This window comes from Rufibacter tibetensis, assembly GCF_001310085.1.
Lineage (GTDB): Bacteria > Bacteroidota > Bacteroidia > Cytophagales > Hymenobacteraceae > Nibribacter > Nibribacter tibetensis.
The window spans coordinates 2,420,501-2,437,442 of the sequence record NZ_CP012643.1 but is presented as its reverse complement, the minus strand read 5'-3'; the positions used below and the strand labels follow the sequence as shown (position 1 = coordinate 2,437,442).

16 protein-coding genes are annotated in these 16,942 nt (G+C 48.6%); 8 read left to right on the top strand and 8 right to left on the bottom strand.

The window, feature by feature from the left end; all coding sequences use genetic code 11:
* Nucleotides 1–30: 30 nt before the first annotated feature.
* The 4 genes from DC20_RS09810 to DC20_RS09795 form a co-directional block, all read right to left on the bottom strand.
* Nucleotides 31–240, bottom strand: a complete 210-nt coding sequence (locus tag DC20_RS09810) for a hypothetical protein (RefSeq protein WP_062543673.1) — start codon at nucleotides 238–240, stop codon at nucleotides 31–33.
* A gap of 115 nt (nucleotides 241–355) precedes the next feature.
* Nucleotides 356–1,432: an aminotransferase class V-fold PLP-dependent enzyme gene (locus DC20_RS09805; RefSeq protein WP_062543672.1), complete on the bottom strand. Its 1,077-nt coding sequence runs from the start codon at nucleotides 1,430–1,432 to the stop codon at nucleotides 356–358.
* 123 nt (nucleotides 1,433–1,555) lie between these two features.
* Nucleotides 1,556–3,448: a phosphoglycerate dehydrogenase gene (serA, locus tag DC20_RS09800; RefSeq protein ID WP_062545896.1), complete on the bottom strand. Its 1,893-nt coding sequence runs from the start codon at nucleotides 3,446–3,448 to the stop codon at nucleotides 1,556–1,558.
* A 183-nt stretch (nucleotides 3,449–3,631) separates the two neighbouring features.
* The gene (locus DC20_RS09795; protein ID WP_062543671.1) at nucleotides 3,632–4,588 is read right to left on the bottom strand and encodes an asparagine synthetase A; all 957 of its coding nucleotides are present in this window, start codon (nucleotides 4,586–4,588) and stop codon (nucleotides 3,632–3,634) included.
* A gap of 162 nt (nucleotides 4,589–4,750) precedes the next feature.
* Between DC20_RS09795 and DC20_RS09790 the strand changes: the two genes are divergently transcribed.
* Entirely contained in the window at nucleotides 4,751–5,215 is a 465-nt protein-coding gene (locus tag DC20_RS09790; RefSeq protein WP_062543670.1) for an Lrp/AsnC ligand binding domain-containing protein, read from the top strand.
* Between the two features lie 92 nt (nucleotides 5,216–5,307).
* Entirely contained in the window at nucleotides 5,308–6,189 is an 882-nt protein-coding gene (locus tag DC20_RS09785) for a glycerophosphodiester phosphodiesterase (protein ID WP_062543669.1), read from the top strand.
* A 106-nt stretch (nucleotides 6,190–6,295) separates the two neighbouring features.
* Here DC20_RS09785 and DC20_RS09780 read toward each other — a convergent pair whose 3' ends face one another.
* Entirely contained in the window at nucleotides 6,296–7,036 is a 741-nt protein-coding gene (locus tag DC20_RS09780; protein WP_062543668.1) for a hypothetical protein, read from the bottom strand.
* A gap of 379 nt (nucleotides 7,037–7,415) precedes the next feature.
* Between DC20_RS09780 and DC20_RS09775 the strand changes: the two genes are divergently transcribed.
* On the top strand, nucleotides 7,416–8,570 hold the full coding sequence (locus tag DC20_RS09775; protein WP_062543667.1) for a cation:proton antiporter domain-containing protein: 1,155 nt from the start codon (nucleotides 7,416–7,418) through the stop codon (nucleotides 8,568–8,570).
* 112 nt (nucleotides 8,571–8,682) lie between these two features.
* Nucleotides 8,683–9,219 (top strand): hypothetical protein, encoded by a 537-nt coding sequence (locus DC20_RS09770; protein WP_157593121.1) that lies wholly within the window; start codon nucleotides 8,683–8,685, stop codon nucleotides 9,217–9,219.
* A 150-nt stretch (nucleotides 9,220–9,369) separates the two neighbouring features.
* On the opposite strand, the gene sdaAA is transcribed toward DC20_RS09770, so the two are convergent.
* The gene (gene sdaAA / locus DC20_RS09765; RefSeq protein ID WP_062543665.1) at nucleotides 9,370–10,275 is read right to left on the bottom strand and encodes an L-serine ammonia-lyase, iron-sulfur-dependent, subunit alpha; all 906 of its coding nucleotides are present in this window, start codon (nucleotides 10,273–10,275) and stop codon (nucleotides 9,370–9,372) included.
* Nucleotides 10,276–10,498: 223 nt separating this feature from the next.
* Here sdaAA and DC20_RS09760 point away from each other — a divergent pair, with 223 nt between their 5' ends.
* Entirely contained in the window at nucleotides 10,499–11,050 is a 552-nt protein-coding gene (locus DC20_RS09760; protein ID WP_062543664.1) for a Crp/Fnr family transcriptional regulator, read from the top strand.
* A 65-nt stretch (nucleotides 11,051–11,115) separates the two neighbouring features.
* Nucleotides 11,116–11,685: a DinB family protein gene (locus tag DC20_RS09755; protein ID WP_083470289.1), complete on the top strand. Its 570-nt coding sequence runs from the start codon at nucleotides 11,116–11,118 to the stop codon at nucleotides 11,683–11,685.
* Between the two features lie 94 nt (nucleotides 11,686–11,779).
* Here DC20_RS09755 and DC20_RS09750 read toward each other — a convergent pair whose 3' ends face one another.
* On the bottom strand, nucleotides 11,780–13,207 hold the full coding sequence (locus tag DC20_RS09750) for a thioredoxin-like domain-containing protein (RefSeq protein ID WP_062543663.1): 1,428 nt from the start codon (nucleotides 13,205–13,207) through the stop codon (nucleotides 11,780–11,782).
* A gap of 255 nt (nucleotides 13,208–13,462) precedes the next feature.
* Between DC20_RS09750 and DC20_RS09745 the strand changes: the two genes are divergently transcribed.
* Nucleotides 13,463–14,251, top strand: coding sequence for a phosphatase PAP2 family protein (locus DC20_RS09745; protein WP_062543662.1), 789 nt, complete (start codon nucleotides 13,463–13,465; stop codon nucleotides 14,249–14,251).
* A 132-nt stretch (nucleotides 14,252–14,383) separates the two neighbouring features.
* Nucleotides 14,384–15,898 carry a bifunctional ADP-dependent NAD(P)H-hydrate dehydratase/NAD(P)H-hydrate epimerase gene (locus DC20_RS09740; protein ID WP_062543661.1) on the top strand — a complete coding sequence of 505 codons (1,515 nt, stop codon included), beginning with the start codon at nucleotides 14,384–14,386 and terminating at the stop codon, nucleotides 15,896–15,898.
* A gap of 124 nt (nucleotides 15,899–16,022) precedes the next feature.
* Here DC20_RS09740 and DC20_RS09735 read toward each other — a convergent pair whose 3' ends face one another.
* Nucleotides 16,023–16,877, bottom strand: a complete 855-nt coding sequence (locus DC20_RS09735; protein ID WP_062543660.1) for a UbiA prenyltransferase family protein — start codon at nucleotides 16,875–16,877, stop codon at nucleotides 16,023–16,025.
* Nucleotides 16,878–16,942: the final 65 nt, after the last annotated feature.

The window sequence follows — 16,942 nt, the reverse complement described above, 5'->3', positions numbered from 1 at the left end:
ATATAACTCTGGTACTTCACCACCCTGTTGTTAAAACAGAGACTTCTTTTTGTTGGTGCGTTTTTTCACGTAAGTCCCGTTGTTTCGCTTCAGTTGCTTGTACCTTGCCATAGACCCTTTTTTCTTCTTAAAGAAAGGAAGCGCTTCTTCAGTATGCACCGCTGCAGGGGCGGCACTTGCAAGTGGAGAGAGTGAAAGCCCAAAGGCACACAACAACACAGTAAGTAAATGCTTTTTCATAAGAGTTATATTAGAAAGTTAATACTAATAAGCTCTTATACTTGAAATTAGCTAATGGGTTTATATTATTTTACTTTGTTTTTGCATTTATCATAAGCAAAGCCTTTGAATTTACTTATAGTTGCCGAAGTGCTTTAACGAGAGTATCCATCTCCTGCTCAAAAATAGCAGGGAAGTTGGCAATCCTGATCTGCTTTTCCTTGGAGGCTCCGTACCCGCTGCCCAGCACCATGCCCTGTTTTTTTAGCAGCGAAATAACCTCTGCCGCGGGCTTTTCCAGCACATCGGCTACTATAACCGTGGGTGAACGATGCGCTTTTTCCTGCACAAACGGCGCAAATAGAGAACTCTCCTCCAGGAAGGTATACACCTGATGCGCCTTGGCCTCTGTCTCCTGCCGGATGGTCTCAATGCCTTTGGTCAGCATGTCTTCCACTACGTGGGTTAATAGGAATATATCCAGCACATTAGGCGTAAAAGGGGTCTGAAACTGCTGATATTGGTCTTGTAATGAGGCTATACTATGGTGCCCGCCGGTATATTGCTTTCCTTCTAGTCCAGCTGCCACCTCACGGCAACGCCCGTTCACCAACCACACCCCTAATCCCGCAGGCAAGCCGAATCCTTTCTGCACCGAGAAGAATGCCATGTCTACTTTAGAGAAGTCAAGCGCGGCATACGGCGCCCCTGAAACCATATCTACAGAGATCAAGGGCTCAGGAAATTTTTCCCGCAATGCATGAATATCACTTACAGGCATGCATACCCCAGAACTGGTTTCATTCTGCGTAATGGCCAGCAACTCTGTTCCACCGGGTACCTGAACCTCTTCTAAGGAGAAGCCTTTGCCAAAAGGCACCTGAAGCACCTGTGCATCCCGGCCCAGCCATTTGGCATGATCTAAGTACTTTTTGGAAAACGAGCCATTTACCAGATGATATGTTTTCTGCGCGGTAAGGCTTTGGAGGCTCCGTTCCCAGATCTCAGTGGCCGAACCAGTAAAGTAAATGGCATAATCCTCCGGTAAGTTGAACAGCGCCCGCAGCCCGGCATCGGCGCGCTTGTACAAATCTTTAAACGCCTGACTCCGGTGTGATTGAGAAAACACCTGTTTGTCTAATGCAGTCTGCAGATGCCCTGCTACGGTAGGGTACAGTTGCGCCGGGCCGGGAGTGAAGTAAACGGATGCCATAGTTCTTGAGTGAAGGAGTGATTTGATAAATGAGTGAATGAAAGAACCTGTTTTAGGCCGATTTCTGTGAAATCAGGCTTAAAACAGGTTCTGAGTAGTATTCGTCACGCTACTTACTACTTATTAATAAAGCGTCCGGGATTTAATAGTGTCCGGGATCTGCTTCAGCTGCTTAATAACGGAACGGTCATACTTGGTGTCCACATCGGTGATCACATAGCCAATGGTCTCGTTCGTTTTCAAGTATTGGCCCAGGATGTTGATCTGGTTCTCAGCCAAGGCGTTGTTTATTTTAGCCAGAATGCCCGGCACATTGCGGTGAATATGGATGAGGCGGTGCGCATTCCGCAAGGCGGGCAGTTGCAGGTTAGGGAAGTTCACGCTGTTGTAAGAACCTCCGGTATTGACGTAGTCAATCATTTTGGAAGGCACGTACTGCGCAATGTTTTCCTGCGCCTCCTCGGTGCTTCCCCCAATGTGAGGAGAAAGCAACGTATTCGGCAATCCGCGAAGCGCCGATTCAAACTGCTCCTGGTTGTTCTTGGGCTCATACGGGAACACGTCTACCGCACAACCTCTTATTTTCCCGCTTTTGAGGTTCTCAGCCAGGGCCTCAATGTCAACCACGTGGCCACGGGCTAGGTTCAGGAACAACACGCCGGGTTTCATCAACTCAAACTCCTTTGGGCCAATGATGTTTTTGTTGCTGGCGCGACCATCTACGTGCAAGGTCACAATATCTGCCAAAGTCAGCAACTCGGCTAAAGAATTACAGACTTTGGCATTACCCAAAGCTAATTTGTCTACCACGTCATAGAAGTAAACCTCCATGCCCAAACCCTCAGCTAAAACTGAAAGCTGTGACCCAATGTTGCCGTATCCAATGATTCCCAGTTTCTTTCCTCTGATTTCATTAGAGCCTTTGGCAGACTTGTCCCACTCGCCTACGTGCATGCGGTTGCTTTTCTCTACAATGCCGCGGGAAAGCATGATGATTTCGCCAATGGCCATCTCTACCACGCTTCGGGTGTTGCTGTAAGGTGCGTTAAACACCACAATGCCCCGCTCTGTGCAGGTTTGTAAATCAATCTGGTTTGTCCCGATGCAGAAGGCACCCACCGCCATCAAACGCGGGGCATGAGCCAATGCTTTAGCAGTTACCTGCGTTTTGGATCTTATACAAAGAATGGCCACATCATGCAGCTGGGCACACAGTTCATCCTCTTCCAGCGCCCCGGCAATGACTTCTACCTGGTAACCTTCCTGCCTGAACATGTTCACCGCCAACTCATGAATTCCTTCCAACACCAGCACCTTGATACGGTTCTTAGGGTACGAAAGGGCGCTTGGCAGCTTGTTCACGTACAGGAACTCATCTAAGCTTGGCGTGACGTGGTCTGCTCTGCCTATTACGCTGTCGCGGCTCACGTTCTCCGTGAAGGCATAGAATTTATCGGCGATACCGGCTTCTTTAATTTCCCAGTCGGTGTAGCCGTCTCCAATGACGTACACTTCCCCAGGCAGATTCAAGGATTTTATCTGTTTTGCTTTGCCCTGGTTTTGGGTAAGCACGTTTTCACGATCAAACCCGGTTATATTGCCCGCCTCGTCATAGGTGAAACTATTGGCGAACACGTTTTCGGGCTTTACGCCTAATTCCTGCACAATGGGCACAATGAATTCTTTGAACCCATTGGAGATAATATAGATATCATCTCTGAAATTCTCAAAGAAAGCTTTGTTATGCTTGAACGACTCAGAGATCTGGCCTTTCAGGTGTTCAATGAGGATGCCAATGTGCTCTGTGTTGGCGTTGAGCAAGGCAAGCCGTTGGTCAAGGGAGTCTACCAGCGGAATTTCGCCCTCCATGCCCAGGTCTGTGATGCGTTGGATTTCAGTGAGTGCTTTTTGCCGCTTGCCCGGGTCCGGGATGCAGATGGCGCAAAGTTCGTCCAGGGCTTCCACCTTGGTGAAGGTACTGTCAAAGTCAATGATGAAGTGCTTATGCGTACTCATGGAAGATAAATGTTTGAGAGGCAGAACAAAAGAATCAGCCACCGCCTCTGATACGTTAGCACCGCTCCAGCAGGAATGGCGCTCAAATATCGGGCAGGATACGGTGAAATGAAAAGTGTTTTCAGGATGTTTTAACAAAACATCCTGAAAACACTTATTTTTTCTAATAAATGGCTGATTTTGTTAGAAAAGTGCTGGCATTCCGGGCCGGCGGGAGAAAGGCGTTACATCATTGATGTCTTTTATACGACAGATAAACCGGGCCATGCGCTCTACTCCAAAACCTGCCCCGGCAGTATACGGCAACCCTTGCTGTTGGGCCACTTGCAGGTAGTGTTTGAACGCCTCCTGGTCAGAGCCGGTCTCGCCCATCCGTTTCAGAATTTGATTGTACTCGTTTTCACGCTCTCCGCCAGACAACCCTTCGCCAAAGCCCTCGGGCCAGATCAAATCATAGTTCAGGTACGTGCCGGGCTTGGCAGGGTCTTCCTTGTCATAGAACTCCCGGCGGTGGTTCAGGAGCCAGAAGGGCTGGGTAGCCTCTTTGGATTTGATGTGCTCATAGTCAGGGCCATACTGCGCCTCCAGCTCCTCGGTGCGGTATACTTCTAATTTTCCTATTTCCGGCAATGACTCTGGGCGATACTGGGCTACAATCTCGGGCAGGTCCCGTTTCACGGCGGCAAAGATGAAGTTGGTTAGTTCTTCCATAAAGCTGCGCACAAAAGCCCCATCTTTGTTCCGGAATTCAAAGTCTATCTGTGTGAACTCAAATAAGTGACGGCCCGTAAATGCACGGTCAGCAAACTCCAGACGAACGTTAGGTGAAACAATGTACAACGCCTCCAGTTCTGGATTCAGCAACGCCAACTGCTTATGGAAAATCATAGATTTAGTCAGGCTCCAACGGCTGCCGGCATACGAGATAGCAGCATCTACCACGCCATGGTTCAATGGATCAGTAATAGGTGAGAGCATGAGTGGCATTAGTTGCACCAAACCACGCTCAAACATGAACTGGTGGGTTGCCCTGATGATAGCTTGCTGTACTTTTAGTACATTTACGGTAGAAACCCCCTGCAACTGAGCCAATGTTGACTCCATACTTACTTTTACGTCTTCTATTAAATCAGCTTGCATGATAGTTTTTATTAAAATGTTAACTTTCGTCTTAATTCAATGTAACAAACATATCAATATTGCAAATAATTTAATAATTTCGTAAATATATTTTTTGTACCTTAGCACATCTTTAAAAAGAGATATTATTCTTTGTTGAATTGCTAATAATAGACCTATAAAATGGCCCAAGTTTCAGAAATTGATAATCTTGACAGAAGAATTCTTTCCATGCTTATGCTGGATGCCACCAGAGCTTACACAGACATAGCCAAAGAATTGCAAGTTTCTGGGGGTACCGTACACGTGCGCATGAAGAAGTTGGAAGATTTAGGGGTGATCAAAGGATCACACCTATTCATCAACCCCAATGCAGTAGGTTATGACATTTGCGCCTTCATAGGTATTTACCTGGAAAAAGGCTCTGCCTACCAAACTGCGGTTACCGCCATGCGACAAGTGCCCGAGATTGTGGAAATGCATTACACCACCGGGCAGTGGAGCATGTTTGCCAAAATCATCTGCCGTGACACCCTGCACCTGCGTGAAGTACTAAACGAGAAAATTCAGGCAATTGAAGGCGTAGAACGCACAGAAACATTCATCTCTTTGGAAGAAAGCATTACCCGCCAGGTAGACATTTTGTAATTCAGGCCGTGCACGCTTTCTGTTGCCGTTGGGCAAAACCGAAAACTATATTATCTTTCAACGCTGAAGTCTACAGATAGACCAGCGCGTTTATGAACGAAAGATCTGGTACCAGAGAGAACATAAGTTGGTTGAGGTGGGCATCTCTGCCCATCCTTTTATTTATCATGTGTGCCTGCGGAAGTGCTGACACACCTGAAAAAGGTATTACCTTAAAAAAGACAGGCCGAAAGGTAAGCCTGATCGCGCATAGGGGTGCTTCCGGGCTTGCCCCGGAAAACACCATTCCCGCCATTAAAAAAGCCCTTGAAACTTCCTGCGATTTTATTGAAATAGACGTTCACCAAAGTAAGGACGGCGAAGTAGTGGTGATTCATGACCCTACTGTAGACCGCACCACTAACGGTACCGGTCGGGTTGCCGATCTTACTTTGGCAGAACTCAAAAAGCTGGAAGCCGGCATTAAGTTTGACTCTTCCTTCACTGACGTACAAATTCCTACCCTGGCCCAGGTGCTGCGCATTGTCAAAGGCAAGAAGAAGTTGCTGATTGAACTCAAGAAAGGGGAAGAGGAGTATTACGAGGGATTAGAGGAAAAAACTATCCAGCTTATACGAGAGGCACGTGCAGAGGAATGGTGTGTGCTCCAGTCGTTCCACGACCCCATTCTGGAGCGCATCTGGAAAGCTGACTTTGTCATTCCCACTCATAAGCTGATCGTAGGCAAAATCCCGTTCCTGCCCATCTTTATTGACCACGAACTTAAGTTTGGCGGCTTTGACCGTTACTCTGAGGCCACCGCCATTAACGTGCACCGCTATTTCGCCTCTAAAGCCTTTATCACCTCGCTGCACAACCAAGGCTTTAAGACCTTCATCTGGACAGAAGACACCCCCAAGAACATCCAAAAGTTATTTGACCTGGGTGCCGATGGTGTCATGACCAATCACCCGGAATTGGTAGAAAGACCGTAACTAAGCTAAAGCGTCTTTTAAACTTGTTTTCAGCAAAATGACTCAAAAACTCTACCGCAATCTTACTAATGACTAATACCTATCTTTTGGAAGCGGAGAGCCGCAATCAGTTACTCTCATCAAGTTTGTTGTACAGCAGCAGGGAGCCACAGGCACTGGCCAATACCATGCGTAAGTCTGGACTCAGGGTGTTCTTCATCCAAACTTTCCCGGTATTCATCGTTTGAACAGTGGCAAGCACGTGCCCCTCCTGAGAAAACTCATACCCTATGGCGGCGCTGGACGGGAGAGACTTGCCTTCAAATCTGTACAAAGGGAACACCTCTATCTCATGAGTGCCATTGCTGAGCTTGCCCAGGAAATTTTTCCGCTGCATAAAATGGCCCGGATCTGCCAAAGAGAGCTCCCATTCCCCGCTCTCGGGTGAATGAAAGGCAACCCGCAGGAACTCGCGCTGTTTGTTTAAATCAACAGAAAACCCTGCAGCTTCAGCCGTAATGGAGCGCAGCATGGCAGCTGCCTGAACAAAAAAGGTTTTTTGCCGCACCGTATCTCTTACCCCGAAGCTATACTTCTGATAGCCCTCAGCCACGTTGAGAAGATTACCTCCTTCATTACCTGTTTTGCGAGTCCAGCCGCGTTGAATCCCCTCTAACTGGTAGTTCCCAAATCCAAAACCCTTCTCTTTGCCTATAGACAATCTAAAGGCAGACCTCCCTACTACAGGCATGGCCGTGGCATCTTGCTGCATGCCTTCGCTTACTTTCATGTCTGGCATTGAGCAACCAGCAGCACCTACTAGAACGGTAGCTACCGCAGAGAGAAAAAGAATTTTTAAGGTGTTCATATGAAAACAGGTCAAAAACGGGATAAAAGGCAGAGGTTTAGTAGCAGAAAGAGAGCTTTCAGGCTCAGGCACATTGAGTTCGGCTTTGTTTTGAAGCTGGAAGAATATTAAAAAAACATCAGTCTTCCTTCTTTGTCGCTCGTACAATCTTGTACGGTGTGCATAAATACACCTTTCGGCTAATAAAATCTGTCTACCTTAGTGATGAAGAAAAGACCAGCTAGAAAACTTTTACCCCTATGGAGTGTTTCTTTTTTTCAGTAAAACAGGTAGACGCTTACCCTTTTCCTTTCTACCGCCTCTGGTCTTTTCATGAGTGTTCACCTACTCTTTCAGCATGGTTTTAGACTCTTATACATTTCTAATCGTCCTTAGCAGCTTGATTGTTCTTTCCTATGTGTTTGACATAGTGGCAAGACGGTCAAAAATACCCTCAGTCATTCTGTTACTCACCACAGGTATCTTTTTACAGGTGGCCGCTACCTACTTCAATGTGGCTTTACCTGGCATGCGGAGCATCCTGGAACTGTTTGGCATTATCGGGTTGATTCTGATTGTGCTGGAAGGGGCCCTGGACCTGGAACTGAAAAGGGAGAAGTTGCCGCTCATCAGAAAAACATTAATTACGGCCACGCTCACGCTATTGATCACGGCGGCCCTTATTGCGTGGTTTGTAAATTTCTGGCTGAATGTCCCTTACCAGATTGCCATTGTCAATGCCATTCCGTTGGCCGTAATCAGCAGCGCCATCGCTATCCCCAGTGTTACCAACCTGACCCCTGAGAAACGCGAGTTCATAGTGTATGAGGCTACCTTCTCAGACATTATAGGAATTATCGCTTTTAACTTTGCGGTGCAGAATGAGCGGGTGGGCGTTGGTTCTTTTGTTGCCTTGGCAGTAGACTTGGTCAGTATTCTGCTTATTTCTGTAGTGTGCTGCCTTATCCTGTTGTTTTTCGTAGACAAGATCAAAAGCCACATCAAGTTCTTCCTGATTATAGCTATTCTGATCCTATTGTATTCCATAGGGAAGAAGCTTCACTTGTCTTCCCTATTGATGGTGCTGTGTTTTGGGTTGATGTTGAACAACGCGGCACTTTTCATCAAAGACCGGCTAGGGAAATACATTAGTCTGAGATCTCTGCAATCTGAGATTGTGCAGTTGAAACAGATTAACGGTGAAAGCGCCTTTGTAATCAGGACATTTTTCTTCCTGCTTTTTGGGTTCTCTATTGACTTGCAAGAGTTATATCAGTTAGATATATGGGTGCTGGGCTTCACCATTTTCTCCATCATTCTGCTGGTGCGGTACGCTTACCTGCAATACATTGCCAAAGTGCCACTCATTCCAGAGCTCTTCATTGCGCCCCGGGGCCTGATTACCATTTTGCTCTTTTACAGCATTCCCTCGCAGTACGTCATAGAAGGCATGAATGAAAGTGTGCTTTTCTTTGTGGTGCTGCTCTCCAGCCTGCTCATGATGCTGGGCCTGATGCTCACCAGAAACAACGTGAACGATATCCCAAATTATTAAAGGCCGGATGCAGGGATTGTACTTTTAAGAAAGCGCTACACATAAGCTGACTTGAAAGCAGGAACCCAACAGAAGAGTAGCATATTCTCTTAAGGATTAGTACATTCATTCTATGAAGAGAATATTTGCAGTTTTCTTTCTCGTGGTGCTTTTTACCTGCACCGCCGAGGCGCAGTTTCTACGGGACCGGGCCTCTCCACCCACAGAGATGAGGCCCCTTCTTTTGACAAGATCATTCGCTATTAAGTCTGCTGAAGAACCACTCTTGCTTCTGGGATCACAGGAAACCGATTATTCTTCTTTGCTTGTGAACCCCAAAGAAATCGCCATCATAAAAATCTATAAAGACTCTGCTATTTTGGCCCCGCTGGGTCATAAAGCGAAGAACGGAGTGATCGCGATTGAGCTTAAAAACAAGAAAACACTCCTGAAACTAACCGATGTACTGGACTACTTCCAGGTACCCGAACCGCATCGGCAACTGCGGGTGTTGGTGAACAAGCACCCCGTTAACAGTGAACGGTTTTTAGCCGATATCAAAAGAATTGAAAAGGTAGAGGTCATTGGTCAGGACAAAGAAAATCCTTTCGGGCTGAGTTGGGACGCAAATGAGCAGTTCCTGAACATTGTCACCGTGCAGCCTGAGTAGTAAGTAGGGCATTTGGCATTGCTGTAACCGTGAAAGGGCAACCATAAGGATTTCCTCTACATCACCACAAACACTAATCCCCATTTAAAGCCGTTTTCTCAAAACAGACCTTAAACGGGGACTCACTCACTCACTCACTCACTCACTCACTCACTCACTGTCTTCATCTGGCAGAATCTCCACGTCCTGTACCAGCACCATGTTTTCTATCTCACGACCTCTGGGGGTGTTTGCCAGGCCACCTAGGGCCGTTTCTTTGTATCTGGTTTCCATGCTTTGCCCTACTTCGCCAAGTGCCATCACGCATTGGTCAACGGGTATAACCGGGTTCACGCCGGCAATGGCAATCTGAGCACTGGAAAACGCAATGGCGGCCGCACTGGCATTCCGGACGATGCAAGGCACTTCTACGAGACCAGCTACCGGATCACAGATCAACCCCAACATACACTGGATAGTAATAGCGACGGCTGCAAAGGTCTGCTCCACCGTGCCACCCAGGCAGTACACAATAGCCCCGGCGCCCATGGCAGCGGCACTACCAGTTTCGGCCTGGCAACCGCCTACCGCTCCGGCCAGAGAGGCATTGGTTTCAATGATCAAGGCAATACCGGCAGCTACTAACAGCCCTTCGTGTATCTTGTGGTCGTCCAGCTTGTGCAGGTCCTGGATGGTGGTCAGAATGCCCGGCAGAATACCGGAAGCCCCGGCCGTAGGAGCCGCCACCACCCGACCCATGCAGGAGTTCACTTCCTTCGCCCCTAAAGCCCGGCTAATGAGTTGTTGGAATTCCGAGGACAAAACGGTCACTGGCGCAGCGGCTACTTTTTTGGCCCCGTTGTTTACCATGCCAGAACGCGAGGTCATGTCTTCGGTGAGGCCGGTTTTCACAGCATCGCGCATAACGTCATACGCCCGTTGCAGGCCATCCCAGATCTGTTCTTCGGTGCGGCCTTTCTGCTCCGTTTCATAGGCAAGCACGGCCTGGTACAACGGTTCTCCCGTAGCTTGGCAGTGCTGCCCCCAACTCGCAAAATCATTAAATAGTAACGACATATTTATTTTCTCCCTCTTCTAAACTAAGCGCTTCATGCCCCCTCACCAACTTCTCTCTTTCTTCTCTCCAGAGGCATTTTCTGAAGGGTTCAGCCTTTAAAAATACAGGAAATAAAAGAGAAATCAGGTATCTTGTCTACTAGAGAAGACGAAAAAAGCTAACATTAGTTCAACCTGCATTTTTCGCATAATTTCCAGAAAACAGGTCTATAACAAGCCGCCTATGTTGGCCTCCCTGCTTACCCAAATTCCCTTATTTTCTCCTGACGACGTAGAGGCGTTCCTGCCGCTTTGGAAGAAGCGAATCACCGTGAACCGGGGCGATTTTCTCATCAGGCAAGGGCAGGTGGAGCAGCATTTGTACTTTGTGGAAAGCGGTGCTTTGTGGCTGTACCTCCCCAGTCCGCACGAAGACATTTGCGTGGGCTTTGCTTACCCCAATACCCTCATCACGTCTTTTCCGTCACTGGTGACCCAGATGCCCTCACAGTACTGCATACAAGCTCTTAGGAAGAGCGAGTTGGTTGCCATCTCTAAAACTGATTTCGACCTGATTCAGGAAAAACGGCCTGTATTCGGGAAGTTCTGGCGCATGGAGTTGGAAAAAGCTTTGGTGGGAAAGATTGAGCGCGAGGTGGACCTGCAACTGCCAGATCCGGTACAGCGACTGGAACGGCTGCTTCGGCGCAGCCCGCACATCTTTCAGTTGGTGCCCAAGAAGTACATTGCCTCGTACCTGCGCATGACGCCTGAGACCTTGAGCCGCATTATGTAAATCTTGATTTGAATCAAGGTTTGGCGAGGAAGCGGCCTATACCTTTGGTAAAAAAGATAAACGCCATGAACACAGCCACTTTCCTTTCGCAACTACAGCAGCAAGCCCAGGCCCAGAAGAGCCTGGTTCAATCTGAGTTCCTTACCCTGGACCAGCTTGAACTTAATTTCAAACTCCACGCCACCGGTTGGAGCATTCTGGAGTGCCTGGAGCATTTGAACCGGTACAGCCGCTTCTACCTGCCACATGTTGAACAAGCCATTTCTTCAGCACCCGCTTCCCTTACCCCACAACCTGTGTGCTACTCTTGGGTTGGAAAGAAGTCACTGGACGTGGCGAACCCTAACGGCGTTAAAAAGCACAAGACGCTGAAGCACATGAACCCACACAACAGCCAGCTTACTTCTGAGGTATTGGAAGAGTTCCTGCAGCACCAGAACACCCTGTTGCAACTGTTGGAAGCCGCAGCTAAAGTTGATGTCAACAAAAAAGCCATTCCAATAGAGTTTTTCCGGCTGCTCAAGATGCGGATTGGGGAGGCCTTGGAGTTTCTGGTGATGCACCAACAACGTCACCTGCAGCAGGCCCTGCGGGTGAAAAACCAGATTCTTCAACCCATCAGCTTAGTGGTGTAAGGAGTATCTTGTGTAAATGAAGAACTGGGTTAAAAGATAAGCTAGCGCGAGTGCATGGATTCGCGCCAGCTTAAGAATGACCTTGTGGCACCTTCTATTCCTGCGCATCCAGTTGCACCGGCACCACTTCTTTTTCTCCCGTCTCCAGGTTCACCTTCCAGAGTTCATGGGCATTGGTGTTGGTTATCCACAGAAAACCGCTGTGGATAAGTACATCATTTGGTTCATCTAATCCAGCCACTACTGTCCTGATGCGTTCCTTGGCCAGATCCATGACCTTTACTTTGCTGTTGTAGGTGTCTGCCACGTACAGATTTCCGTGATGCTCGGTGATGCCCATGCAGTGTTGCAGATAAGCTGCGTCAAAGTCGCCGTCTTCATCACCAAATTCAAAGAGCCCGCGGCCTATCAACGTGGTGACAGTTCCTTTGTTTAAATCTACGGCTCTGATGGCGCTGGCTTCCGGGTCCGCCACGTAAAGGGTACGTTCTTGCAAGGTAAGTCCGCTGGGCTGGTTGAAAGCAGCTTCAAGAAGATTGCCATCGGCGAGGGCTTCGCGGCCGGTTCCGGCAAAACGGTACACTTTCTCAGTTTGCACGTCCATGCGCAGGATCTGGTGGTTTCCAGCACTCGCAATGTATAATTGGTCATCGGCCACGGACAAATCCCAAGGGCTGTTAGGGTTGACCGGTACGCCTATCTCATCATAGAAAAAATAGTAACTCAGCTCCCCTGTTCCAGCTGCGGTAGTCACTTCTTTAGTGCTCAGGTTTACTTTTCTAATGGCGTTGTTCTTGGCGTCAGCTATGTACAGAAACCCATGGTGCATGGCCAACCCGTGAGGCTGGGCAAACGTGGCCTCACGGGCAGGTCCATCCGTAAACCCTTCCTGGCCGTTCCCGAAAACTTCCAGCACCTGACCTGAAGTGGTTAACTTCAAGACTCGGTTATTCCCGCTGTCAGATAGGTACAGGTGGCCTTCTGCGTCTTGGATCAGTTTGGAAGGAAACTTCAGCACCGAAGTATCTGGAACTTCGGTTTTGAAAGGATACGGTTCCCTGTTGATGCGCTCCCCGAAGGTTTGGATGAGCTGATCAAGATGCGGTTTGATGATATCATAGATGCCTTCGCCGGATCTTTGGCCCACTACTTTTCCATCAGGATCGATGAGGGCAACGGTAGGCCAGGCGTTTACTGCATATTGTTTCCAAACCTCGAAATCTGCATCGTTCACCACAAGGTGCTCAATCCCGAACTTTAGGATGGCTTGCCGGATGGCGTTCTTCCGCTTTTCGGCGTCAAACTTGGCCGAATGCACGCCAATGACTACCAGCTCCTTTGCGTATTCTTTCTCCAGTCGTTTTAGGTCAGGCAGAAGGTGCTGGCAGTTGATGCAGCCGAAGGTCCAGAAATCCAGCAAGACAATCTTCCCCCGGAAATCTTTCAAGGTGTAGGCACGGTCTGTATTGAGCCAGCCATGGGGCGTATTTATTTCAGGGGCATTGACACGTCCGGTAAGCATAAGATTAATGTGATTGTAGTTGGTTGGTCAATATAAAAGCTTTCTCTTTGTTTCTCTTAGGTAAGTGCTTGTGGCATTTCACCAGTTTCCTGATCAGGCAACTTAAAAAGAGCTTTAAAACTTCTCACCCTGCCTTCCGTTTTAAAGCTTATTTTTGGAAAACCGCCTTAAATCAGGGATGGTCATCAGCTTGATTTAAGCGTATTCCCCTTCTATTATTTAAAAGCCGATTTATAACATAAACTTCTACCCAACTTGACTATCAATTCTTTTCTGACGACTTGTCTTCTGTGGATTTCTGTGTCTACCGGAGTTGTTGCCCAGACCCCGCTCTCCGACACTACCGTTACCCGCCCTTCAACAGGGTATGCACCCGGTTATTCTGTAGAAGAAGTTCCGAAGACAAGCCGCTTCCTGAAACGGGCTGTATTGCCTTCGGTTGTGCTGATGGCCGCCGGTATTTCCACCATCAAAGACAACGGCTTCTACAGCAGCTATGACGCCAGCCAGGACGCCCGCGAAGCTTTTCCCCACTTCAGCACGAAGGTAGATGATTACCTTTTCTTTGTGCCCATTGTAGGTTTGTACAGTTTTAACCTTTTCTCGTCGCAGAACAAGCATGACATCAGGCGGCAGAGTGGCCTGTTACTGGCTTCCGGGGCGTTGACCACCTTAGTCGTTTACCCCACCAAAATCTTATCTGGGCAGGAGCGGCCTAATGGGTTACCCAGGGCTTTCCCTTCGGGGCATACGGCGTACGCTTTCACCATTGCCACCCTGGTAGACAAAGAGTTCAGAGGCAAAAGCAAGTGGATCAGCATTGGAAGCTACACCATTGCCTCCGCCACGGGCGTCATGCGCGTTTTAAATAACGAACACTGGATGGCCGATGTGCTGGCGGGAGCAGGAGTGGGAATCTTGTCAGTGAACACCGTCTACTTCATCCATAACCGCCTTATGCGCAACAAAGGCCTGAATGGAAGCATTTCGCCTACCGTCTTACCTAACGGACAACTGGGAATGGGCTTTGCACTTCAGTTTTAAAGATTGCTAGTTGCTGATTGTTGGTTGTTTTCAGAAAATTGATGAAAAACACCGTATAGAAGGACACTCTGATGCAAGGCATTTTTTGCCTTATTTGAGAACTATCAACAATTAACAACCAGCAATTAAACTATGAAGATTCTCTCTGCCGCCCAAACCCGTGCCGCCGATGCGTATACCATTGCGCAGGAACCCATCTCTTCCATTGACTTGATGGAGCGGGCCTCAGGCGCAGTGGCAGATTGGCTGAAGCAGAAGTACTCTCCAGAAGTTCCTTTTTACTTTTTCTGCGGACCCGGCAACAACGGCGGCGACGGAATGGCGGTGGCCCGTCTGTTGCACCATGATGGTTATGACGTTCAGGTCTTTTTAGTGGAGACAGGCCAGAATCAGTCGGCAGATTTTTCGCAGAACCTGGAGCGGCTGCCGCAGGCAATTCCAGTAACTAACGTCCAAACTACGTCAGACTTACCAGCTGTTCCCCTAAAAGCTGTGATCGTGGATGGGCTATTCGGGACTGGCCTTTCCCGGCCTTTAGAAGGAATCTATGCCGAAGTAGTTGAGTATCTGAACCAGCACCAAGGCACGGTTGTCTCTATTGACATTCCCTCCGGCTTGTTTACGGACGCTCCTACTCCTGCCCAAACAGCGGTTATCAAAGCAGATTATACCCTTACCTTTGAACAGCCTAAACTGGCATTTCTACTCCCCGCGTCAGGTTCATACGCAGGAGAATGGCACGTGCTTCCCATTGGTTTGCACCCCGAATTTCTGGCTCAGGTTGAAACGCCGCACCAGCTTCTGACCCACGGCTTGATTGAAAATGTTCTTCGGCCACGGTCCAGATTCTCTCACAAAGGCACCTTTGGCCATGCGTTGTTAGTAGGAGGCAGTTATGGAAAAATGGGGGCCATTACCATGAGTGCGCACGCTGCCTTGCGTGCCGGGCTAGGACTGTTAACGGTACAAGTGCCCACAACGGGTTATACCATTCTCCAGACCGCCGTGCCTGAGGCCATGGTACTCACCGATGCGCACGAGCAGCACCTTTCCCAATTTCCGGAGGACCTTTCCAAATACCAATGCCTTGGCATAGGACCGGGCTTGGGACAAGCCGAGGACTCCAGACTGGCCATGGAAAGTCTGTTCCGGCAAAAGCTTCCGCCGTTGATCTTAGACGCCGATGCCCTGAACCTGTTGGCCTCTGACCGGCTGTTGCGCCAGAACCTGCCTGCAAACAGCATTCTTACGCCCCACCCTAAAGAGTTTGAGCGCCTCACCGGTCCCGCCACCGATGATTTCCACCGCCTGCAGTTGCTCCAAAGTTTCTGCGCAGAGCATGACTGCTATGTCATCCTGAAAGGGGCGCATACCTGTATTGGTACACCTACCGAGGAGTTCTTTTTCAATACTACCGGCAACCCGGGCATGGCTACCGGCGGCACCGGCGATGTGCTTACCGGCATTCTGACGGCTTTGCGTGCGCAGGGCTATTCGCCACTGGAGACCTGTCAATTGGGAGTGTACCTCCACGGACTAGCGGGAGACATAGCGGCGGAAGTTGAAGGAGAAGCTTCCCTCATCGCTTCTGACCTTTACAAGTATTTAGGGGCCGCTTTCAGGAAAATACACCTAAATCAGAAATAGAAGTTAAATCAATCATACGCTGCTTCCTGTATACTTTCCTGAAAAGAGTGCAGAAACAGGAAGGATTGCTAATATAGTAAAGAGGTAGTTCTTGCTGCTGTGGCCTTACAGAACAGCGTTAAGGCTATATATAAGTTAGAAACCAAACTAGCAGAAACTGCACCAGCATCATCCCATCTGCTAGCACCAGGAAGTAGTATTGGGACCGGTATTCATGCACTTTCCACACAACTAGCGCAGCTCCAACACCTGCTATGCCCAAGGCAATCCGCATGTAAGGGGCCGTACCTGCAGGCAATAAAACGGCGTACAGGAGCAGGGCGAACAAAGCTAACTTCTTGGTATTTTGCACTCCCCATTTGGTGGGGAAGGTAACAGTGCTGGTGAGTTTGTCTTTGTAGATGTCTCTGATGTCAAAAACCAGCGTGAGGGAAAAGAGAAACAGGAGCCGGCGTAGAAAAAGAATAAAGTTACCAGAAGAGAATAAATCCCGGTCTACCTCCATGAGCGGGAGCTGTACAGTAACGGCAGACCACACGTAGGCAATAAGAAATACCTTTAGGAAAGGAATATCGCGCAAGGGAATGTAGCGTTCCCCCTCGGGCACTACCGGCACAGAATAGAGTCCGGCCACCACAAAAAGATGCAGCAAAAACCAGAAGTTGAGTTCAAAGATGGCCGTCCAGTACAGGAATACCGCACACAAGGCACTTGCTACTGAGATAAACGTCAGCTCCAGTCTATGCTCCTGAATCCATTGTGAGCGGGAACTGGAGGCTCCTTCCTGGTTGAACTTGTAAGGCAAAAGGCTGTCTGCGTTGTAGACAAAAAGAGTAGCGAAGAAAACGATTCCGCCCAAGCGCAGAGAGATGGGAATTCCGCTTAACAAATAGGTTTCCCACACAAGCGCCGCGGCACAGATGGAAATAAAAATATTACTGTACAGAATAAAATTCAGGATTTGCAGGGGGATCCTCATGCTTCTACTTGGTCCATGGCTTTCTTTACCAACTCTCTGACAAAGTACGTTGGACAGGAACATAG